Raw genomic sequence first — 22,710 nt, forward strand, 5'->3', positions numbered from 1 at the left:
CGCATCAGGCGATATTGAGATACTTATGCGTCTGCATCGACAGCCGCCAGTTGCGGGCAATGCAGGTTTCGATGCAGAGTTTGGTCGCCGCATCACCACGGCTGATCGGCTGCAACGCCACAATACGTTTTTTCTCGTCGTGCAGCCCCGCCAGCAAGGCATCCAGCGCTTCAACATCACGCATACGCGCCACCGGGTGTTTGATCTCATCCGCGCGCTGCAACGCCTGTGGCAGCACATCATAGCCGCCACGCATATTCACTTTGGGCGACACCGTGACCCAGGTGGCCTCAGAGCAGCGAATTTCATGGGTGCCGCTGGTCTCAATCTGGCAGGCAAACCCTGCCGCTTCCAGTGCGTCCGTCAGCGGACGGAGATCGTAAATGGCCGGTTCACCGCCTGTGATCACCACATGACGCGCAGTCCAGCCCTGACGATGGATACTGTCAATCAGCATCGCAGCATCGGCGTTGCCCCAGGCATCGCTTTCGACCGTTTTAACCAGAATGTCGCCGAGTGAGGTTTCCCGATCTGCCAGCTTTTCCCAGGTATGTTTGGTATCACACCAGCTACAGCCGACCGGACATCCCTGCAAGCGGATGAACAGCGCCGGAACGCCTGTGTAAAAACCTTCGCCCTGCAGCGTCTGGAACATTTCGTTAATCGGGTAGTACATTTTTTGCTCACTTTACTCATTCAAGGCGCAGATTATGGCAGATCTGCTACCCGTAACAACAGCGGCTTTACGCCAAAAATGCGAAAGCCCCGCACGAAGCGGGGCTTTAATCAGGCGATGCCACCAGACAGTGGCATCAGCAGGCGATTACGCCTGGCCTTTAACTTCTTTCAGACCATTGAACGGCGCTTTGGCACCCAGCGCTTCTTCGATACGAATCAGCTGATTGTATTTAGCAACGCGGTCAGAACGGCTCATTGAACCGGTTTTGATCTGGCCAGCTGCAGTACCTACCGCCAGGTCAGCGATGGTTGCATCTTCGGTTTCACCTGAACGGTGAGAGATCACCGCGGTGTAGCCTGCGTCTTTCGCCATCTTGATCGCTGCCAGAGTTTCGGTCAGAGAACCGATCTGGTTGAATTTGATCAGGATGGAGTTAGCGATACCTTTATCGATACCTTCTTTCAGGATCTTGGTGTTGGTCACGAACAGGTCGTCGCCCACCAGCTGAATTTTGTCGCCCAGTACTTTGGTCTGGTAAGCGAAGCCCGCCCAGTCAGACTCGTCCAGACCGTCTTCGATAGAGACGATCGGGTACTGTTTGGTCAGGTCTTCCAGGAAGTGCGTGAACTCTTCTGAGGTGAATGCTTTGTTGCCTTCACCCGCCAGCACGTATTTGCCGTCTTTGTAGAATTCAGAAGCCGCACAGTCCATCGCCAGGGTGATGTCTTTGCCCAGCTCGTAGCCTGCCGCTTTTACCGCTTCAGCGATAACAGCCAGCGCTTCGGCGTTAGAACCCAGGTTAGGCGCGTAGCCACCTTCGTCACCCACCGCAGTGTTCATGCCTTTGGCTTTCAGCACTTTTGCCAGGTGATGGAAAACTTCAGAACCCATACGAATGGCTTCTTTTACTGTTTTCGCGCCAACCGGCTGAATCATGAATTCCTGGATGTCGACGTTGTTGTCAGCGTGCTCACCACCGTTGATGATGTTCATCATTGGCAGCGGCATGGAGAATTTGCCTGGGGTGCCGTTCAGTTCAGCGATGTGCTCATACAGCGGCTGACCTTTAGAAGCAGCAGCAGCTTTAGCCGCAGCCAGGGAAACGGCCAGAATGGCGTTTGCACCGAAGTTGGATTTGTTCTCAGTACCGTCCAGCTCGATCATGATCTTATCGATGTTCGCCTGGTCTTTGGCATCTTTGCCTTTTACCGCGTCAGCGATCGGACCGTTAACCGCCGCAACCGCTTTGGTCACGCCTTTGCCCAGGAAACGAGATTTGTCACCGTCACGCAGCTCCAGCGCTTCGCGAGAACCGGTTGATGCACCTGATGGCGCAGCAGCCAGACCAACGAAACCACCTTCCAGATGCACTTCTGCTTCTACAGTCGGGTTGCCACGGGAGTCGATAATTTCGCGACCGATGACTTTTACGATTTTGGACATTCGATTTTCCTCAGTACAAGTTAGTCAATCCTAAGACAAACAACGCGCGAAAAGTTCGCGCGCTGCTCGTGAAACTTACTTCGCTAACCGCTTCTGGTACTCCTGCGCGGCTTTTACAAAGCCAGCGAACAACGGATGACCATCACGCGGGGTCGACGTGAATTCCGGGTGGAACTGACAGGCCACAAACCACGGATGGTTTGGAATCTCAATGATTTCGACCAGTTGATCGTCACCGGAACGGCCCGCAATAAGCAGACCCGCCGCTTCAATCTGCTTCAACAGCATATTGTTTACTTCATAACGGTGGCGGTGACGTTCAGTGATCACGTCTGAGCCGTACAGCTGGCGTACTTTGCTTTCCGGCGTAAGCTGGCACTGCTGGCTACCCAGGCGCATGGTGCCGCCCAAATCGCTCTGCTCGCTACGCACTTCGACGTTGCCTTCTTCATCACGCCATTCGGTGATCAGCGCAACCACCGGGTACTTACAGTCTGGCACAAATTCAGTTGAGTTGGCGCCAGCCATTCCCGCCACGTTGCGGGCAAATTCCATCAGCGCAACCTGCATTCCCAGGCAAATGCCGAGGTAAGGCACGTTGTTTTCACGCGCATATTGCGCGGTCATCAGTTTGCCTTCCACGCCACGGTAGCCAAAGCCACCAGGAATCAGGATAGCATCCAGATCTTTCAGTAATTCGACACCACGGGTTTCAACATCCTGCGAGTCGATCAGCTTGATGTTCACCGTCACGCGGTTTTTCAGGCCGCCGTGTTTCAGCGCTTCAATCACGGATTTGTAAGCATCCGGCAGTTCGACATATTTGCCGACCATACCGATGGTCACTTCGCCGCCTGGATTCGCTTCTTCGTAAATCACCTGCTCCCACTCGGCCAGATTGGCTTCCGGGGCGTTCAGGTTGAAACGTTTGCAGATGTAGTCATCCAGACCCTGCGATTTCAGCAGGCCAGGGATCTTGTAAATGGAGTCCACATCTTTCAGTGAAATCACCGCTTTTTCCGGTACGTTACAGAACAGCGCGATTTTGGCGCGTTCGTTGGCCGGGACGGCGCGGTCTGAACGGCAGATCAACACATCAGGCTGAATGCCGATGGAAAGCAGTTCTTTAACCGAGTGCTGCGTCGGCTTGGTTTTCACTTCGCCTGCGGCAGCCATGTAAGGCACCAGCGTCAGGTGCATGTACATGGTATGTTCACGACCCACATCGACCGCCATCTGACGGATCGCTTCGAGGAACGGCAGTGATTCGATATCACCCACGGTTCCGCCGATCTCCACCAGAACAACGTCGTGGCCTTCGCCACCTTCGATGATGCGTTCTTTAATGGCATTGGTGATGTGCGGGATAACCTGAATCGTCGCACCCAGATAGTCACCGCGACGCTCTTTGCGCAGTACTTCTGAGTAGATACGACCGGTAGTAAAGTTGTTGCGGCGCGACATTTTGGTGCGGATGAAGCGCTCGTAGTGACCTAAATCCAGATCGGTTTCGGCCCCGTCGTCGGTGACGAAAACTTCACCGTGCTGAGTTGGGCTCATGGTACCTGGGTCCACGTTGATATACGGGTCCAGTTTCATGATGGTCACATTCAGACCACGTGCTTCAAGGATGGCTGCGAGGGAGGCTGCGGCAATGCCTTTCCCCAGAGAGGATACGACCCCGCCGGTCACAAAAATATAGTTCGTTGTCATGCTGAACCTGAGAGTTTAGGTTTAAAGACGATGGAATAACCAGGACGGGAAAACAGTATACCTGAAGTCGTTACCTGCCACAATTGATGAATCACCACCATCTCCCTCACGCAGTGCTGCCGGTAACATAGCGGATAGCCCGTGAGGAAATGTTGACGTACGTCACAAAGTTGCCGCAAGGCTGAATCGAGTAAGCTCAAGCGGCTATTTTATGCGCAGCGATGGAATAATCGCCAGATGACGGGCCAGCACCTTAGTCTTTGTTCTCGCTGACTTTCACCTGCTGCCAGGCCTCTTCCATCTGATCCAGCGTGGCATCGGTCATCGCCAGCCCCTGCGCGGCGATCAATCCTTCCACCTGACGAAAACGGCGTTCGAATTTGTCGTTGGCCTTTTGCAGCGCCACTTCCGCCTTGCTGCCCAGATGGCGAGATAAATTGACGGTGGCGAACAACAAATCACCGATTTCCTCTTCCAGCTTGTCGCTGTCGATTACCGCCTGCTGCGCTTCGTGCATCACTTCGTCAATCTCTTCATGCACTTTGTCCAGCACCGGGCCAAGACTATTCCAGTCAAACCCGACATGGCTGCAACGTTTCTGGATTTTATGCGCGCGCATCAGCGCAGGCAGCGCTTTGGGAATATCATCCAGCGCCGAATGCTGGGCTTTTTCCGCCCGTTCGTGATGTTTGATCGCTTCCCAGTTCTTCACCACCTGCTCAGCATCCCCGGCCTGCACATCTCCGAAGATATGCGGGTGACGGCGTTCGAGTTTGTCGCTGATGGCGTTGCAGATGTCATCAAAGTTGAAGCGTTGCTGCTCGCTGGCCATCTGGGCATAAAACACCACCTGGAACAGCAGATCGCCCAGCTCGCCACGCAGATCGTCGAAATCTTCACGCTGAATGGCGTCGATCACTTCATAGGTTTCTTCCAGCGTGTAAGGCGCGATAGACGCGAACGTTTGCTGACGATCCCACGGGCATCCTCGCTGCGGATCGCGCAGGGTTTGCATAATGGAGAGCAGACGTTGGATAGATGTCATTGGCAGGTCCTTTGGGGAATAACGATTTGAAGCGGCGCGGTTAATCGCGCGGGGTTACCGGCGACGTACACGGAATTGCGCGATAAATCGCGCCGCTAAGGTTGGTGCATACTACATCAATGCAAACGGCGCGCGTCGATAATATCCGGCACCTGATTCAGTCTGGCCAGCACGCGGCCCAGCACCTGCTGGTTATAAATCTCGATATCCATATCGATGGTCGCCAGCTGCTTTCTGGTATCGCTGCGGCTGGAGACGCCGAGCACGTTGACCTTCTCATTCGCCAGAATGGTGGTGATGTCACGCAGCAATCCGCTGCGGTCGTTGGCGGTGACGCGCACGACCAGCGAATAACCGCTGGAATAACTTTCGCCCCATACCGCATCGACAATACGTTCCGGTGCGTGGGAAATCAGTTCCGCCAGTTGGTCACAATCGGCGCGGTGAATCGAGATGCCCCGCCCCTGGGTGATAAAGCCGACGATATCGTCGCCAGGAATCGGCTGGCAGCAGCGCGCAATGTGGTGCAGCAGATTGCCGACCCCCTCCACCACCACGCGTCCGCTCTCTTTACGCGCCGACGCTGGGGTATGGGATTTCTGCGTCAGCTGACGCAGCGCCTCGCGATCTTCTTCTTCTGCGCTCGGTTTATTCAGTTTGCCTTGTAGGAAGTTGACCATCTGATTGAGACGAATATCGCCGCCGCCAATCGCCGCCAGCAGTTCTTCCAGCGAGGTAACGTTATAGCGAGGCAGCAACAGCTTCTCGGCTTCGCGCAGGCTAATATCCAGCTGGCCTAATTCGTTATCCAGAATCTGGCGACCGGCAATGATGTTCTTATCGCGGTCCTGCTTGCGGAACCAGTTGTGAATCTTCGAACGTCCGCGGCTGGTGGTGATATAGCCGAGGTTAGGGTTCAGCCAGTCGCGGCTCGGGTTCGGCTGCTTCTGGGTGATCACCTCAACCTGGTCGCCCATCTGCAACTGGTAGGTGAACGGCACGATGCGCCCGCCAATCTTGGCGCCGATGCAGCGGTGACCAATATCGCTGTGGATGTGATAGGCGAAGTCGAGCGGCGTTGAACCGGCAGGCAGATCAACCACATCCCCTTTCGGCGTAAACACATAGACGCGATCGTCGAACACCTGGCTGCGCACTTCTTCCAGCATTTCGCCGGAGTCGGCCATCTCTTCCTGCCAGGTAATCAGCTTACGCAGCCAGGCAATGCGTTCTTCATGACCCGCCGCGCCGCGTGCGCTGCTGCTGGTCGGGCCTTCTTTGTATTTCCAGTGCGCCGCCACGCCCAGCTCTGCATCTTCATGCATCTGGCGGGTACGGATCTGAATTTCTACCGTCTTGCCCTGTGGCCCGAGCACCACGGTGTGAATCGACTGATAACCGTTGGGTTTTGGGTTGGCGACATAATCGTCAAACTCGCTCGGCAGGTGGCGATACAGCGTGTGCACCGTACCCAGCGCGCCGTAGCAGTCCTGCAAACGCTCCGCCACGATGCGCACCGCGCGCACATCGAACAGCTCATCGAACGCCAGCGACTTCTTCTGCATCTTGCGCCAGATGCTGTAGATGTGTTTCGGACGGCCATAGACTTCGGCACGCACGCCCTCTTTCTGCATCTCTTTGCGCAGGTTATCAACGAAGTTATCGATATATTGTTCGCGATCAATACGGCGTTCGTGCAGCAGTTTGGCGATACGCTTGTATTCATCGGGATGGAGGTAGCGGAAGCAGTAATCTTCCAGCTCCCATTTGAGCTGGCCGATACCGAGGCGGTTCGCCAGCGGTGCGTAGATATTGGTGCTTTCTTTGGCGGCCAGTACGCGCTCATCTTCCGGCGCGTCCTTCATTTCACGCAGGTGAGCGATACGCTCCGCCAGCTTGATGACTACGCAGCGGAAATCTTCCACCATCGCCAGCAGCATCCGGCGGACGTTATCCACCTGCTCTGAGGCCATCGAATCATTGTGGATCGCTTTCAGCTGACGGATCGCATCCATATCGCGCACGCCATGCACCAGCGACACGATACCTTTACCGACAGTTTGCTCCAGCTCCTCTTCGCTGACTACATCCGCATTCGCCAGCGGGAAGATCAGCGCCGCGCGCAGGCTGTCGATATCCATACTGAGCATGGAGAGGATCTCCACCATCTCAATACCGCGCCACAGCAGCAGAGCCTGATCAGGATGGTCGTGCGTTTCGGCTTCACAGTAGCGCCAGGTGTCAGCCAGACGCTGACAGGATTGCGGATTGGCAATGCCTAAACTGGCGATCCACTGGTCGAGGGCAAATTCCCCAGCCGTATTTAAATGCGCACTTCTAACCGCAACCATATCCTCTCCTGCCACAGCGACTTGCGCGTCGCTTATGTTTTGCTGAACAGCACCATGGATTCGAGATGACTGGTATGTGGGAACATATCCAGCATCGCGACCCTTTCCAAATGGTAGCCCGCTGACAGTAATGTCTGACTGTCGCGTGCAAGTGTCGTAGGGTTACAGGAAACATAGACCACGCGTTCCGGCGCAAGTTTAACAATATGCGACATCACGCCTGCCGCCCCGGCGCGCGCCGGGTCCAGTAACACCTTATTAAATCCCTGCGCGGCCCACGATTGCCGCGCCACATCTTCCTCCAGGTTGTGCTGGAAAAAGTGGACATTTTTAAGATTATTCAGGTCTGCATTATACGCTGCCTGCCGTACTAAAGCTGCAACACCCTCCACACCAACGGCATTTTGTACGAATTTTCCTACAGGAAGCGTGAAGTTTCCCATGCCGCAAAACAGATCCAGCACCCGGTCTTCGGGTTGCAGGTCGAGCCAGTCGATGGCTTTCGCCACCATTTGCTGATTCACCTGGTCGTTCACCTGGATAAAATCCTGCGGGCTGAAGCTGAGTTGCAGCTGGAACGACTGATAAAACGGCGTTTTATCGCTCAGAGCCGTCAAAGTGTCGCTGCCGTCGGCGAGGAACAGCATCAAATCATGCTCATGCGAAAAACGTTCCAGTTTTGCGTAATCCTCCCCGGACAATGCATCAAGATGGCGCAACACCATCAGCGGGCCGTTATCCGCCAGCACCAGTTCAACATGCCCCAGACGCTTCGCCGCTTTCAATTCGCTGAGGCAGTGGTGCAACGGCAGCAGCAACGCTTCAAGGTCGGGCGCCAGAATGGGGCATTGCGTCATCTCCACCAGATCGTTGCTGGCCGCTTTGCGAAAACCCATCTGCAAACGCTGCTGTTTCGGTTGCCACTGCAAGCCTAAACGCGCACGACGACGATAGCCCCAGCTCTGGCCGCTAATGATCTCATCAACCCGCACCGGCAATGGCGCGTCGCGGCTGAGCATCCGTCCGAGCGCTTTGGCTTTACTCTGCTCCTGCAACGCCACGGAGACATGCTGTTGCTGGCATCCGCCGCAAACGCCAAAGTGCGGACAGCGCGGCTTAACCCGCTCCGCGCTGGGATTGGCAATGCGCGTCGCCTTCGCCCGCGTGAACTGGCGCTTATCTTCCAGCACGGTGACGTCGGCCTGTTCGCCGGGCAGCGCACCGCTAACGAACATCGCTTTGCCATTATGACGCGCAACACCCTGTCCAAAGGGATCAAGGTCTTCAATGGTGACGGTAATGCGCTGCTTTGTCGTCACACGCTGTTTTGCGGAGTAAAATTGCGCCATAGTGTTGTGAATTCTCTATTCTGATTGGGTTGTGCAGCGATAACTCGCCATTTGCACAGGGATAAACTTGCCAGGAGTCGTATGACCAAATACAGCCTGCGGGCGCGCATGATGATTTTAATACTGGCGCCAACGCTTATGATTGGCCTGTTGCTCAGCACTTTCTTCGTGGTCCACCGCTATAACGAGTTGCAGCATCAGGTGCGCGATGCGGGTGCGAATATTATCGAACCGCTGGCGGTCTCCGCTGAATATGGCATGACGTGGCACAACCGCGATGCGATTCGCGAACTGGTCAGCCTGCTGCATCGTCGGCATTCCGATATTGTCCGTGCGATTACGGTTTTCGACAACAATAATCACATCTACGTCACCTCGAATAGCAACCAGAACCTCAGCCTGCTGCAAAAGGAAGATATCTCCACGCTGGAGGATGGCGTCTCGGTGGAGCGCCGCGACAACCTGATGGTGCTGCGCACCCCAATCGTCGCGGAACGCTACTCGGTGGATGAACTGCCGGGGGAAGATGCCAAACCGGCGGGCAATCCGCTGGGTTACGTGGCGATTGAGCTGGATCTGCAATCCGTGCGGCTGGAGCAGTACAAAGAGGTATTTGTCGCCACCCTGCTGCTGCTGTTCTGCCTGTGCATCGCCATGCTGTTTGCCTATCGTCTGATGCGTGACGTCACCGGTCCGATTCGCAATATGGTCTCCACCGTGGACCGTATCCGCCGCGGCCAGCTCGATAGCCGTGTGGAAGGTTACATGCTGGGCGAGCTGAGCATTCTGAAGAACGGCATCAACGCGATGGCGATGTCGCTGACCGCCTACCATGAAGAGATGCAGCAGAATATCGACCAGGCGACCTACGATCTGCGTGAAACGCTGGAGCAGCTGGAGATCCAGAACGTGGAGCTGGATCTGGCGAAGAAGCGCGCCCAGGAAGCGGCGCGCATCAAATCCGAGTTCCTCGCCAATATGTCGCACGAGCTGCGTACGCCGCTGAACGGCGTAATTGGCTTTACCCGCCAGATGCTGAAAACCGGGCTGAGCACCAACCAGCGCGACTATATGAGCACCATCGAACGTTCCGCGGCCAACCTGCTGAGCATCATCAATGACGTGCTCGACTTCTCCAAGCTGGAAGCGGGCAAACTGGTGCTGGAGTCGATTCCGTTTCCGCTGCGCGCCACGCTGGATGAAACGCTGGTGCTGCTGGCTCCGTCGGCGCATGAGAAAGGTCTGGAGATTACCGTCTGTCTGGAGAAACGCGTGCCGGACAACGTCATCGGCGATCCGCTGCGCCTGCAACAGATCCTGATTAACCTGATCGGCAATGCCATCAAATTTACCGAGCAGGGCCATATCGATCTGCGCGTGGAAATGCGCAATATCAACGCCACCCGCGTGGGCCTGGAAATTCAGGTGCATGACACCGGGATTGGCATCTCCGAACAGCAGCAAACCCAGCTGTTCCAGGCATTTCGTCAGGCAGATGCCAGCATTTCACGCCGCCATGGCGGCACCGGGCTGGGGCTGGTGATTACTCAGAAGCTGGTGGGTGAGATGGGGGGAGAAATTGCCTTCCACAGCCGTCATGGTCAGGGCTCCACCTTTTGGGTGCATATCCATCTCGATCTCAATCCGAATGCGCCCCCCCTGCCGCGCGCGCTGGACGATTTGCGCCAGTCGCAGCTGGCCTATGTCGAACCCCATCCGGCGGTAGCGAAAGCGGTGCTGGAGATGCTGAGCGGCACGCCGTTGCAGGTCCATCATGTCGATAGCCTGCAAGCGCTGGGAGATGAACACTACCCGCTGTTGCTGATGGGGCTGCCGGTAGCGGGCCATGAAACCCCGTGTCTGTCAGATGAGATGATCGCCCGGTTGCTGAGCCGTGCCGATTCGGTGCTGCTGGCGCTGCCCAGCGAAATGATGCTCCATGCCGATGAGCTGCGCGCCCGCGGCATTGCCGGTTGTCTGGCGAAACCGGTGTCGCTGACGCGACTGTTGCCGATGCTGCTCGATTTTCACAGCCGCCAGCGCGAGGCCCTGCCGCGCGGCGCACGCCAGCCGCTGACGGTGATGGCCGTCGATGACAATCCGGCGAACCTGAAGCTGATCGGCGCGCTGCTGGAGGAACAGGTTGAACATATCATTCTGTGCGACAACGCGGAGCAGGCCATTCGCCAGGCGCGTTTGCATCAGCTGGATGTGATCCTGATGGATATTCAGATGCCGGAGATTGACGGTATCCGCGCCAGCGAAATTATCCGTGGCCTGCCGTTACATGCGGCCACGCCGATTGTGGCGGTCACCGCCCATGCGCTGGATGGCGAACGTGAACAGTTGATCAATGCCGGGATGAACGACTATCTGGCGAAGCCGATTGATGAGGACAAACTCAATCAATTGCTGCAACGTTACACGCCGAGCCGCGTGGCGTCCGGCCCGCCGACGCCAAACGTCGCGCCGTCGCTCGACTGGGTGCTGGCGTTACGTCAGGCGGCGAATAAGGAAGATCTGGCGCGCGATCTGTTGCAGATGCTGCTGGATTTCCTGCCCGAGGTGACAGCACGCGTGAACGCCTGCATGGAGAGTAATGATGTCACCGGCCTGCGCGAGATTATTCATAAGCTGCACGGCAGCGCCAGCTACAGCGGCGTGCCGCGCCTGAAGGAGTTGTGTCAGCAGCTGGAGAAGAGTTTGCATCAGGAAAGCGATATCGCCGCGCTGGAGCCGGAGCTGCTGGAGCTGAGCGATGAAATGGAGAATGTGGCGCGTGAGGCGCGTGAGGTGTTACAGACAACGTAGGGTGCGCATAAATGCGCACCTTATTGATATTACGTTATTTTTCATCAAGGTCGGCATCACTGCCGACCCTACAGGTGTTGCCCGGCTTTGAGCGTCGCGGCCACATTCCTCGCCGTCAGGCGCACGTTCTGCGCGGCATTCTCCAGCGCTTCCTCCAGCGAGCAGACAGTGAACAGCACGCTGAACACCGCATCCAGCCCATGCTCATGAACCACGCCGACATCCGCCGTCAGGCTGCCGGCAATGCCAATCACCGGCTTGTTAAACTGCTTCGCCACCTGCGCCACGCCAATCGGCACTTTGCCGTTGATGGTCTGGCTATCGATGCGCCCCTCCCCGGTAATCACCAGATCGGCATCTTTAACCTGCTCCGCTAAACCCAGCGCTTCGGTGACAATCTCAATGCCGCGTCGCAGCTCCGCCTGACAAAACGCATGTAGCGCCGCGCCCATGCCGCCCGCCGCGCCGCCGCCCGCGATATGCAGCACATCAATATCCAGATCGCGGTGAATAATGTCGGCATAGTGCGCCAGCGCCTGATCCAGCTGCTGCACCCGTTCCGGCGTCGCCCCTTTCTGCGGGCCAAAAATCGCGGAGGCCCCCTCTTCACCGGTAAGGGGATTGCTGACATCACAGGCCACTTCAAAACGACACTGCCTGATGCGCGCATCTAAAGCATCGATCTCAATCCGCGCCAGCTGCGGTAACGCACCGCCGCCGTAAGCAATCTCATTGCCCTGTCGATCCAGCAAACGTGCGCCAAGCGCCTGCATCATGCCGGAGCCGCCGTCATTGGTGGCGCTGCCGCCAATACCGATGATGATATGGTCAACGCCCTGATCCAGCGCGTGTTTAATCAGCTCGCCGGTACCATAGGAGGTGGTGATTAGCGGGTCGCGTCGCGCGGCGGGCACCCGTTCAAGACCACTGGCGGCGGCCATCTCAATAAAGGCGGTGCGCGTGTCACCTGACAAACCGTAAAACGCATCAACAGGCTCTCCCAGCGGTCCGGTGACCGTCAGCCTGACAATGCTTCCCTGCGTTGCCGCCACCATCGCTTCTACCGTGCCTTCACCACCGTCGGCGACCGGTATTTTCACGTAGTCGGCTTCAGGGAAGATGTCGCGGAATCCCGCTTCAATCGCTGAAGCCACCTCCAGGGCGGATAAACTCTCTTTATATGAATCCGGTGCGATAACGATTTTCATAGGCAATCCGAGCGCGGTTGATGACGGAGATCCGTCCAGCTAAGGCAACCTGGCCGTCCGGCATCTTCAGATACCGGACGCGCGAGCTACCGGGTAATCTCAACTTTCGCTAACTTCTCATAATAGCAGGCCAGCGCGCTGTGGTCGGCGGTGCCCAGACCGTCTACCTTCAGCGCCTGCATCATCTCCATCACCGCAGCGGTGAGCGGCAGATGCGCGCCAATCCCATGCGAGGTATCCAGCGCATTCGCCAGATCTTTGATATGCAGATCGATGCGGAAGCCCGGCTTGAAGTTACGATCCAGCACCATCGGCGCTTTGGCATCCAGCACCGTGCTGCCCGCCAGACCGCCGCGAATCGCCTGATACACCAGCTCCGGATTCACCCCGGCTTTGGTCGCCAGCGACAGCGCTTCCGACATCGCCGCAATGTTCAGCGCCACAATCACCTGGTTCGCCAGCTTGGTGACGTTGCCCGCGCCGATCTCACCGGTGTGCACCACCGAACCCGCCATCGCTTTCATGATGTCGTAGCAGTGATCGAACACCGCTTTATCGCCGCCCACCATCACCGACAGCGTGCCTTCAATCGCTTTCGGCTCGCCGCCGCTAACCGGCGCATCGAGCATTTTGATGCCTTTTTCCGCCAGCGCATCATGCACTTCACGGCTGGCCAGCGGAGCGATGGAACTCATGTCGATAACGATCAGGCCCGGTTTCGCGCCATCAATGATGCCGTTCTCACCCAGACACACCTCTTTCACCTGCGGCGAGTTCGGCACCATGGTGATCACCACGTCAACCTGCTGCGCCACCTCTTTGGCGGTTTTCGCCACCGTGGCGCCCAGCTCCACCAGCTCCGCTTCGTTAACCGCGTTGTTGTCACGCACCACCAGCGAATATCCGGCTTTCACCAGGTTTTTACACATCGGTTTGCCCATGATACCCAGGCCGATAAATCCAATTTTCATTGCGTTGCCCCTTGGTCTGTCACTGCTTAAATTTGTCACACAGCGCCTGTGTGGCGTGGCGGAAAACACCCAGATCGCTGCCGACGGCAACAAAGCTGGCTCCCCATTCCAGATAACGACGCGCATCGGCTTCCACCGGAGCCAGAATGCCGCTCGGCTTACCTGCCGCTTTGGCGCGCTCAAAAATATGTTTGATAACTTTCAGCACTTCGGGATGGGCTGGCTGACCGAGATAACCCAGCGCTGCCGACAGATCGCCCGGTCCGACAAAGATGCCGTCGACACCCGCAACCGCTGCGATGGCGTCAATGTTGTCGACCGCCTGCTGGGTTTCGATTTGCACCAGCACGGTGATGTTGTCGTTGATGGTGGCGTTGTAATCCGGCAGCGTGCCGTACATGTTGCTGCGGTGCGAAACCGACACGCCGCGAATACCGGCAGACGGGTAACGGGTGGAGGCCACCGCGCGTTCCGCCTCTGCGGCGGTTTCCACAAACGGAACCAGGAAGTTGTAGAAACCAATATCCAGCAGGCGCTTAATAATGATCGGTTCATTGCATGGCGGGCGCACCACCGGCGCGCTGTGGCTGCCTTTCAGCGCCATCAGTTGCGGGATAAAGGTGGTGATATCGTTCGGCGCGTGCTCACCATCCAGCACCAGCCAGTCAAAACCGGCCAGGCCCAGCACTTCGGTGGTGATCGGATTGGCCAGTGCGCACCAGCTACCAATCAGGGTCTCCCCTGCCAGCAAACGGCGACGAAAAGCATTCGGCCAGGCTGCATTGCTCATTGTGTTCACTCCTGTAGAAAAAGTTAGCGCACCAGGCACGGACGTTTGTTATCAAAGGTCCAGTTCGGCACAAGGAATTGCATCGCCTGAGCGTCATCGCGCGCGCCCAGCCCGTGTTTCTGATACAGCGCATTGGCCTGCATCACCTGATCCATATCCAGCTCAACACCCAGTCCCGGTTTCTGCGGCACCTGCACCATGCCGCCTTTAATTTGCAGCGGTTCTCTGGTCAGGCGCTGATTGCCTTCCTGCCAAATCCAGTGGGTATCGATGGCGGTAATGGCGCCCGGCGCAGCGGCGGCCACATGGGTGAACATCGCCAGGGAGATGTCAAAATGGTTGTTGGAGTGGGAACCCCAGGTGAGGCCGAAGTCGTGGCACATCTGCGCCACGCGCACTGAACCCTGCATGGTCCAGAAGTGGGGATCGGCCAGCGGAATGTCCACCGACTGCAACGACAGGGTATGGCCCATCTGACGCCAGTCGGTGGCGATCATATTGGTGGCGGTAGGCATACCGGTGGCGCGGCGGAATTCCGCCATCACTTCGCGGCCGGAGTAGCCCTGCTCCGCCCCGCAGGGATCTTCCGCATAGGCCAGCACGCCTTTCAGCTGCTTACCGAGCAGGATCGCCTCATTCAGCGACCAGGCCCCGTTGGGATCGAGGGTGATACGGGCCTGCGGGAAACGCTTCGCCAGCGCCGTTACCGCCTCGGCCTCTTCTCCGCCGCGCAGCACGCCGCCTTTCAGTTTGAAATCATTGAAGCCATATTTTTCATAGGCCGCTTCCGCCAGACGCACCACGGTTTCCGGCGTCAGCGCCTCTTCATGGCGCAGACGATACCAGTCGCATTTCTCATCCGGCTGACTCTGGTACGGCAGCGCGGTTTTCCTGCGGTCGCCGACGTAGAACAGATAACCGAGCATTTCGACGCGATCGCGTTGCTGTCCATCGCCCAGCAGCGACGCCACATTGACGCCCAGATGCTGGCCCAGCAGGTCGAGCAGCGCTGCTTCAATGCCAGTGACCACATGGATGGTCGTGCGCAGGTCAAACGTCTGCGCGCCGCGCCCGCTGGAATCACGATCGGCAAAGGTGCTGCGTACCAGGTTAAGAATGTTTTTGTATTCGCCGACCGTTTTCTGCACCACCAGCGCCGCCGCGTCTTCCAGCGTCTGGCGAATCTTCTCGCCGCCCGGAATCTCGCCAACGCCGGTATGGCCGGCATTGTCCCTGATGATGACGATATTACGGGTGAAGAAAGGCGCATGTGCCCCGCTCAGGTTGAGCAACATGCTGTCGTAACCGGCCACCGGAATGACCTGCATTGACGTGATTTTCGGTGTCTGACTCATTTCCTGCTCCTTATGCTTTGCTGCGACCGAAGGCCGGACGCTTACGGTCGAACGACCAACCGGGAACCAGATACTGCATTGCCGCGGCGTCATTACGCGCGCCAGCCGGCAGGGATTGATACAGCGCATTGGCCTGATGCAGACGATCCCAGTCCAGCTCAATGCCGAGGCCAGGCTTGTCCGGCACGGCGATTTTGCCGTTGCGGATTTGCAGCGGTTCTTTGGTCAGGCGCTGATCGCCCTCCTGCCAGATCCAGTGGGTATCAATGGCGGTCGGTTTACCCGGTGCCGCCGCCCCCACATGGGTGAACATCGCCAGCGAAATGTCGAAGTGGTTGTTGGAGTGACAGCCCCAGGTCAGGCCCCAGTCGTCACAGAGTTGCGCCACACGTACCGCGCCGCTCAGCGTCCAGAAATGTGGATCGGCGAGCGGAATATCGACGGCGTTGAGCATCACCGCATGGTTCATCTCGCGCCAGTTGGTGGCAATCATATTGGTGGCGACCGGCAACCCGGTGGCGCGGCGAAACTCCGCCATCACTTCACGCCCGGAGTAGCCCTGTTCGGCGCCGCAGGGATCTTCGGCGTAACTCAGCACGTCACCCATGCCTTTACACAGGCCTATCGCCTCATCGAGCAGCCAGGCGCCGTTGGGATCGACGGTGATGCGCGCATCCGGGAAGCGTTTTTTCAGCGCTACCGCCGCATCAATCTCCTGTTCGCCCGGCAGCACGCCGCCCTTCAGTTTGAAATCTTTGAAGCCGTATTTGTCCTGCGCCGCTTCCGCCAGGCGTACCACGGCCTCCGGCGTCAGCGCCTGCTGGTGGCGCAGGTGATACCAGTCGTGATCGGCCCCTTCGCCGCTCAGATACGGCAAATCGGTTTTACGCCGGTCGCCGATATAAAACAGATAACCGAGTACCCTCACCTCATCGCGCTGCTGGCCAGGACCGAGCAGTTCCGCCACCGGCACGCCAAGGCACTGGCCGAGCAGATCGAGCAGCGCCGCCTCCAGCGCCGCCACCGCATTGACGCGCAGCTCAAAGGTCCAGGCCCCTTTACCGAAGGTATCGAAATCCGCCGTCTGGTTCCCTTTGTGCACCTGCTGCACCAGACGGTTCATGCGCGCCACCTGCTGGCCTTTTACCTGCGGAATGGCCTCCACCAGCGTCTGATAGATGATTTCGCCGCCCGGCGCCTCTCCGACCCCAGTGTGCCCGGCGCTGTCTGTCAGCACCACGATATTGCGGGTGAAGCAGGCGCTGTGCGCGCCACCGATGTTGAGCAACATGCTGTCGTAACCGGCAACCGGAATCACCTGCATATCAGTAATCACCGGCGTACTTTGCGTATTCATGCTCTGTCCTTATGCCAGATGTTTCAGTTCGATACGTTTGATATCCCCGGCGATAACCAGGAAGCTGAAGGCGGCGACGAAAGCGTGGATACCGACAAAGACCAGCGCGCCAGCAAAAGATCCGGTGGTAGCGATGATGTAGCCAATGGCAATCGGCGTCACAATGCCGGAGAAGTTACCGAACATATTGAACAGCCCGCCGCTCAGGCCACTGATCTCTTTCGGCGCGGTATCGGCCATCACCGCCCAGCCGAGCGCGCCAATGCCTTTACCAAAGAACGCCAGCGCCATCACGAACACCACCACCCATTCGGTATCGACGTAGTTACACATCACCATGCTGATGGACATCAACATGCCGAGCACAATCGGCGTTTTACGCGCGATATTCAGCGAGCCGGTCTTACGCATCAGGTAATCGGAAATCACCCCGCCCAATACGCCGCCGAGGAAACCGCACACCGCCGGAATCGACGCGACAAAACCCGCTTTCAGAATCGACATGCCGCGCGCCTGCACCAGATAGACCGGGAACCAGGTGATAAAAAAGTAGGTTAAGGCGTTAACACAATACTGGCCGAGGTAGATACCAAGCATCATGCGCGAGGAAAGCAGCTGTCTGATTTGAAAGAATTTCTCGTTCCAGCTGACTTTGCGCTCGGACTTTTTGGCATCCATATTGATCAGCGCGCCACCCTGCTCCATATACTCCAGTTCGGCTTTGTTAACGCCGGGATGGTCATTGGGATCGTGGATCACTTTGCGCCAGATAAAGCTGAGAATGATGCCGAGTCCGCCCATAAACCAGAATACGTGCGCCCAGCCTACTGCCGACGTCAGCCAGCCCATGATCGGGGCGAAAATCACCGTGGCGAAGTACTGCGCTGAGTTAAAGATAGCGACGGCGGTGCCACGCTCCTGCGCTGGAAACCAGGCCGCAACAATGCGGCTGTTGCCAGGGAAAGAGGGCGCTTCCGCCAGCCCCACCAGGAAACGCAGCATAAACAGCGAGGCGATAATGCCGAAGCCGCTGAACAGGTCAACGAAGCCTTGCAGGAAGGTAAACAGTGACCAGGTGAAGATGCTCCAGAAGTAAACGCGTTTCGAACCGAAGCGGTCGAGCAGCCAGCCGCCTGGGATTTGGCCGATAACATAAGCCCATGAGAACGCAGAGAAGATATATCCCAGCCCGACCGAATCCAGGCCGATATCCTTAGACATGGCGGAGCCGGCAATTGAAATCGTTGCACGGTCACCATAGTTGAATGAGGTGACGATAAATAACATCACCACAATCCAGTAACGGGCGTTGGTGCGTTTTTGCACCGCTTCCGCTGTCTGGCTAAAACTATTCATGATGCACTCCTGAAATATAGCGGGCGCTACATTCACTCTGACTGCATACACATCGCGTTGGGTATCAGAATGATGTTGGGTTAAACACGGCGATTTTTTATTGGCAATACGATGATGCGTCGTGACGAATAACCTAACGTCGGATAACGAGAGTCAGTATAGGAACAGCCAGAAGGCGAGACACTGGGAGAAAGCCCGAGGATTTATCGCCATCAGCAGGCATTTTATGGCATCTGCACATAACGCTGCGGCGTGGCTCACGGAACGGGGAAATAGCGTACCGGCCTGGCTAATAAACCGGCAGCTTTATAGCGCTTTGTGAGTTCCTTCACTTGTATTTGGAAAAACGACCCAAACCAGCACGATAAAACCGTCTAAAGCCAGTCAGTTGCACAATGTGCTGCGCAATACCCCTGCATATACTAAGGCTGGCAAAAATGATGACGTGACGGAAGCAATCAATGACACCGCGCTGCCATGTACAGCGCGACGAAATGGAAGGTGAGCAATGAACCGACCTCTGAGCGAGAAGCCGCTGTATATCAAGGTCCACCCGGACGACAATGTCGCCATTGTGGTCAACAACCAGGGACTGCCGGCCGGCACCCAATTCGCTGATGGCCTGCAACTGACGGAACATGTGCCGCAGGGCCATAAAGTGGCGCTGTCGGCGATCCCCGAACAGGGCGCGATAGTGCGCTATGGCGAAGTGATCGGCTATGCCCTGCGCGCCATTGCCCAGGGCAGCTGGATTGAAGAGTCGCTGGTGGCGCTGCCCGAAGCGCCCCCGCTGGCCAGCCTGCCGCTGGCGAATAACGTGCCGCCCGATCTGCCGCCGCTGGCGGGATATACCTTCGAAGGCTATCGCAATGCCGATGGCAGCGTCGGCACACGCAACCTGCTCGGCATCACCACCAGCGTCCACTGCGTGGCGGGCGTGGTGGATTATGTGGTGCAGATTATCGAGCGCGACCTGCTGCCGCGTTATCCCAACGTCGATGGCGTGGTGGCGCTGAATCATCTTTACGGCTGCGGCGTGGCAATCAATGCACCTGCGGCGGTCGTACCGATTCGCACCATCCATAATCTGGCGCTCAACCCCAACTTTGGCGGTGAAGTGATGATCGTCAGCCTTGGCTGTGAAAAGCTCCAGCCAGAGCGCCTGTTGACCGGTACACCCGATGTACAGGCGATTTCGCTCGACGATAACGACATTGTGCGTTTGCAGGATGAACGCCTGGTGGGCTTTGGCGCGATGGTGGATGAGATTTTGCAGGTCGCCGAGCGCCATCTGCGTCGGCTCAATCAGCGCCAGCGCGAAACCTGTCCGGCTTCTGAGCTGGTCGTGGGGATGCAGTGCGGCGGCAGCGATGCCTTCTCCGGCGTGACCGCCAACCCGGCGGTGGGCTTTGCCTCGGATCTGCTGGTGCGCTGCGGTGCCACGGTGATGTTCTCCGAAGTCACCGAAGTGCGCGACGCCATTCATCTGCTGACGCCACGGGTGGTTGACGAAGCGGTGGGCAAACGTCTGCTGGAGGAGATGGCGTGGTATGACAACTATCTCAGCCTCGGGCAAACTGACCGCAGCGCCAACCCTTCGCCCGGTAATAAAAAAGGCGGTCTGGCGAATGTGGTGGAGAAGGCGCTGGGGTCCATCGCCAAATCCGGTCGCAGTCCGATTGTTGAAGTTCTGTCGCCCGGTCAGCGCCCCACCCGACGCGGGTTAATTTATGCCGCGACGCCAGCCAGCGATTTTGTCTGCGGCACGCAACAGATGGCATCGGGCATTACGTTGCAGGTATTTACCACCGGACGCGGCACCCCTTATGGTCTGGCGGCGATTCCGGTGATCAAGATGGCTACCCGTAGCGCCCTGGCCGAACGCTGGCATGATTTGATGGATATTAATGCCGGAACGATTGCCACCGGAGAAGAAAGTATCGAACAGGTTGGCTGGCGGTTGTTTGAGTTGATTCTGGAGATTGCCAGCGGGCGGAAGCAAACGTGGTCCGATCGCTGGGGGATTCGCAATCAGCTGGCGGTGTTTAATCCGGCGCCAGTGACCTGACGGCGGTGATAACCCGGTGCGCAGGGATGCGCACCCTGCTCGGTATAGGGTCGGCATTGATGCCGACCTTATCAATTACAATGACTTACCCCAGCTCTCGACCCACGGTGTGGTCACGGATTCCGGCTCCGGATCTTCCGTCGCATCGACCGTTAATACCTCGCCCACACGTTTGGCGCTCTGCTCCTGCAACAAGGCATCGAAGGTCTTACCCGCGCCGCAGAAGTTGTCGTAGCTGCTGTCGCCCAGCGCAATCACGCCGTAGCGTAATTCAGGCTGGTAGCCGAGCTGATCTTTTACCGCGTGGTAAAGCCCGGCGATGCTGTCGGGAAAATCACCCTGCCCGGTGGTGGAGGTGATAACCAGCACCACATCCTGTTGATAATCCTGCCACTGCGCCAGCGACGGGTCTTCAAATACCTTGACGTCATGGCCCTGAGCCTGCAACACCGGTTCTGCTTCTTCCGCCACCAGCAACGCATTGCCGTAAACCGTACCTACAAAAATGCCAATCTTTGCCATCATGCCGCTCCTTATTCTGTTGGCTTATCCTGGACTGCCTCGTCGGCAAACTCAACCCTGGGAACATCAGGGATCTGCGCCTGCCAGCCGAACTGTTGCAGCATCTGCTGCCAGACACGATCCAGCCCGGCGCGGATCACCAGCGGCTCACCCGTTACCGGATGATTCAGGCTCAGCGCGCTGGCATGGAGCATCAGACGATCGAGACCAAAATTCGTCGCCGCGCCACGATTCTGGCGCAGATCGCCGTGGGTCGTGTCGCCGATCATCGGGTGACGCAGATGGGCCATATGACGACGTAATTGATGTTTGCGCCCGGTGCGGGGTTGCATCTCAACCAGGCTATAGCGCGAGGTGGCATAACGGCCAATCGCCACCGGCATCTCGACGTGAGCCAGCACCTGATAATCGGTTACCGCCGGTTGCGGGCCGCGCGGTTCGGTGGCGAATTTATCGGCGATTTTATCGAGTTCTTCCACCAGCGGATAATCGAGCGTGCCGCTTTCGGTCAGCCAGCCACGCAGCACCGCATGGTAGGTTTTGCGGATTTGATGCTGCTCGAATTGCTGTGCCAGCAGACGGCCAACCTCACTCGATAGCCCCATCAGCAACACGCCGGACGTCGGGCGATCCAGTCGGTGGGCGGTAAAGACGTGCTGACCAATCTGGTCACGCACCGTTTGCATCACCACCACTTTTTCTTTGCGATCGAGCCAGCTGCGGTGCACCAGCCACCCTGCCGGTTTATTCACGGCAACCAGCCATTCGTCCTGGTAAATAATGTCCAGCATCAGGCGGAGGGTTCCGTAAATAAGGCATCAAGCTGGCTTAGCGTCAGCAACAGCATCGGATGGCCGGGCGTGGTGGGCGGCAGCGCCATTTCATAATAATGCGCAATCGCGAAGTTCTGCGGCAGCGGCGCATCGGCAGCAATCAACGCCTGCATACGGGGGATCAGCACCCACTGCAACCATTCGAGCGGAGCAAGCGAATCAAGGCAAAAGGGTTGCGTGCTGGCTAAAGCTGCCGCATCAGGGGATTGCGTCTGCCAGTGGTCGTGTTCGCGCATCACCGCTTCGACCTGCTGCAACCGCTGCAAAATTAGTTGTTGCGACGACATGCGCCACCTCCGGAGAAAAATCGGGCGGCAAGCATATCACTTGTCGGGCAATGCTCAAAAAGCGCATAAAAAAAGGGAGCACTGTAATTACAGTGCTCCCGGTTCGTTTGCAGCATTCCCGCCACCGCAGTGCTCCCTGCTCATCCATGACAACTTTTCCTGTGCTTTCCATCGCTTGTCATCATGACGTTGGTCCTTAGCATCCTGGCCCGCCACATCCCACGTGGCTCTCATTCTCCATCCTGGAGGTGTCCCTGACTCAATCCTGAGTGTCCTGCTTCATCCTGAAACCTTCCCTGTGCCGTAAGCTCCGTTACGTTCCTGCCATCCTGGCTGATGTTCTCCTGAACATCTCTTTATCCGTAGCTTCCTGCCAGCGGTGACCATTCTGGCAGAAACTATCGCGTTCACAAGGTACTAAAAGCCGTTACATCAGTCAGTTATGGCCTGAGTTTAGGACTGATGCTATAAACTCATGATTCACAATATTTTTACATGCCGGACTTCCGTAAGTCTTCAGAACAATTTGCCGATCTCTCACACGCCATGTGAGATATCTCTTACACAAATGT

At 57.3% G+C, this 22,710-nt stretch carries 17 protein-coding genes; 2 read left to right on the forward strand and 15 right to left on the reverse strand.

Annotated elements, in window-relative coordinates:
* Nucleotides 1-4 precede the first annotated feature (4 nt).
* From queE to rlmD, 6 genes are all read right to left on the reverse strand, one after another.
* Nucleotides 5-676, reverse strand: coding sequence for a 7-carboxy-7-deazaguanine synthase QueE (gene queE, locus AC6I8V_RS15800; RefSeq protein WP_497843174.1), 672 nt, complete (start codon nt 674-676; stop codon nt 5-7).
* A 147-nt stretch (nt 677-823) separates the two neighbouring features.
* On the reverse strand, nt 824-2,122 hold the full coding sequence (eno, locus tag AC6I8V_RS15805) for a phosphopyruvate hydratase (RefSeq protein WP_497843175.1): 1,299 nt from the start codon (nt 2,120-2,122) through the stop codon (nt 824-826).
* Nucleotides 2,123-2,197: 75 nt separating this feature from the next.
* A complete protein-coding gene (gene pyrG, locus AC6I8V_RS15810; RefSeq protein WP_497843176.1) occupies nt 2,198-3,835 on the reverse strand; it encodes a glutamine hydrolyzing CTP synthase in 1,638 nt (545 codons plus the stop codon).
* 253 nt (nt 3,836-4,088) lie between these two features.
* Complete coding sequence (gene mazG / locus AC6I8V_RS15815; RefSeq protein ID WP_497843177.1) at nt 4,089-4,880, reverse strand: nucleoside triphosphate pyrophosphohydrolase; 792 nt, start codon at nt 4,878-4,880, stop codon at nt 4,089-4,091.
* A gap of 116 nt (nt 4,881-4,996) precedes the next feature.
* Complete coding sequence (relA, locus tag AC6I8V_RS15820) at nt 4,997-7,231, reverse strand: GTP diphosphokinase (protein WP_497843178.1); 2,235 nt, start codon at nt 7,229-7,231, stop codon at nt 4,997-4,999.
* Nucleotides 7,232-7,263: 32 nt separating this feature from the next.
* Complete coding sequence (gene rlmD, locus AC6I8V_RS15825) at nt 7,264-8,580, reverse strand: 23S rRNA (uracil(1939)-C(5))-methyltransferase RlmD (protein WP_497843179.1); 1,317 nt, start codon at nt 8,578-8,580, stop codon at nt 7,264-7,266.
* 81 nt (nt 8,581-8,661) lie between these two features.
* Here rlmD and barA point away from each other — a divergent pair, with 81 nt between their 5' ends.
* Entirely contained in the window at nt 8,662-11,391 is a 2,730-nt protein-coding gene (barA, locus tag AC6I8V_RS15830; protein WP_497843180.1) for a two-component sensor histidine kinase BarA, read from the forward strand.
* 68 nt (nt 11,392-11,459) lie between these two features.
* On the opposite strand, the gene AC6I8V_RS15835 is transcribed toward barA, so the two are convergent.
* The 6 genes from AC6I8V_RS15835 to AC6I8V_RS15860 form a co-directional block, all read right to left on the reverse strand.
* The gene (locus AC6I8V_RS15835; RefSeq protein WP_497843181.1) at nt 11,460-12,599 is read right to left on the reverse strand and encodes a glycerate kinase; all 1,140 of its coding nucleotides are present in this window, start codon (nt 12,597-12,599) and stop codon (nt 11,460-11,462) included.
* A gap of 86 nt (nt 12,600-12,685) precedes the next feature.
* A complete protein-coding gene (gene garR / locus AC6I8V_RS15840) occupies nt 12,686-13,570 on the reverse strand; it encodes a 2-hydroxy-3-oxopropionate reductase (RefSeq protein ID WP_497843182.1) in 885 nt (294 codons plus the stop codon).
* 19 nt (nt 13,571-13,589) lie between these two features.
* Nucleotides 13,590-14,360, reverse strand: a complete 771-nt coding sequence (gene garL, locus AC6I8V_RS15845) for a 2-dehydro-3-deoxyglucarate aldolase (RefSeq protein WP_497843183.1) — start codon at nt 14,358-14,360, stop codon at nt 13,590-13,592.
* Nucleotides 14,361-14,383: 23 nt separating this feature from the next.
* Entirely contained in the window at nt 14,384-15,715 is a 1,332-nt protein-coding gene (gudD, locus tag AC6I8V_RS15850) for a glucarate dehydratase (protein ID WP_497843184.1), read from the reverse strand.
* A gap of 10 nt (nt 15,716-15,725) precedes the next feature.
* Complete coding sequence (locus AC6I8V_RS15855) at nt 15,726-17,072, reverse strand: enolase C-terminal domain-like protein (RefSeq protein ID WP_497843185.1); 1,347 nt, start codon at nt 17,070-17,072, stop codon at nt 15,726-15,728.
* Nucleotides 17,073-17,081: 9 nt separating this feature from the next.
* Entirely contained in the window at nt 17,082-18,428 is a 1,347-nt protein-coding gene (locus tag AC6I8V_RS15860; protein ID WP_497843186.1) for an MFS transporter, read from the reverse strand.
* 508 nt (nt 18,429-18,936) lie between these two features.
* Between AC6I8V_RS15860 and garD the strand changes: the two genes are divergently transcribed.
* A complete protein-coding gene (gene garD / locus AC6I8V_RS15865; protein ID WP_497843187.1) occupies nt 18,937-20,496 on the forward strand; it encodes a galactarate dehydratase in 1,560 nt (519 codons plus the stop codon).
* Nucleotides 20,497-20,571: 75 nt separating this feature from the next.
* Here garD and AC6I8V_RS15870 read toward each other — a convergent pair whose 3' ends face one another.
* The 3 genes from AC6I8V_RS15870 to AC6I8V_RS15880 are packed head-to-tail and all read right to left on the reverse strand — an operon-like array spanning nt 20,572 to nt 22,138.
* Entirely contained in the window at nt 20,572-21,018 is a 447-nt protein-coding gene (locus AC6I8V_RS15870) for a flavodoxin (RefSeq protein ID WP_497845855.1), read from the reverse strand.
* An 11-nt stretch (nt 21,019-21,029) separates the two neighbouring features.
* Nucleotides 21,030-21,809 (reverse strand): tRNA pseudouridine(65) synthase TruC, encoded by a 780-nt coding sequence (gene truC / locus AC6I8V_RS15875; protein ID WP_497843188.1) that lies wholly within the window; start codon nt 21,807-21,809, stop codon nt 21,030-21,032.
* Nucleotides 21,809-22,138 carry a YqcC family protein gene (locus tag AC6I8V_RS15880; RefSeq protein WP_497843189.1) on the reverse strand — a complete coding sequence of 110 codons (330 nt, stop codon included), beginning with the start codon at nt 22,136-22,138 and terminating at the stop codon, nt 21,809-21,811. The genes truC and AC6I8V_RS15880 overlap by 1 nt, the downstream gene beginning before the upstream one ends.
* Nucleotides 22,139-22,710 lie beyond the last annotated feature (572 nt).

The organism is Pantoea sp. X-Soil-TKNS-1207, from assembly GCF_059730485.1.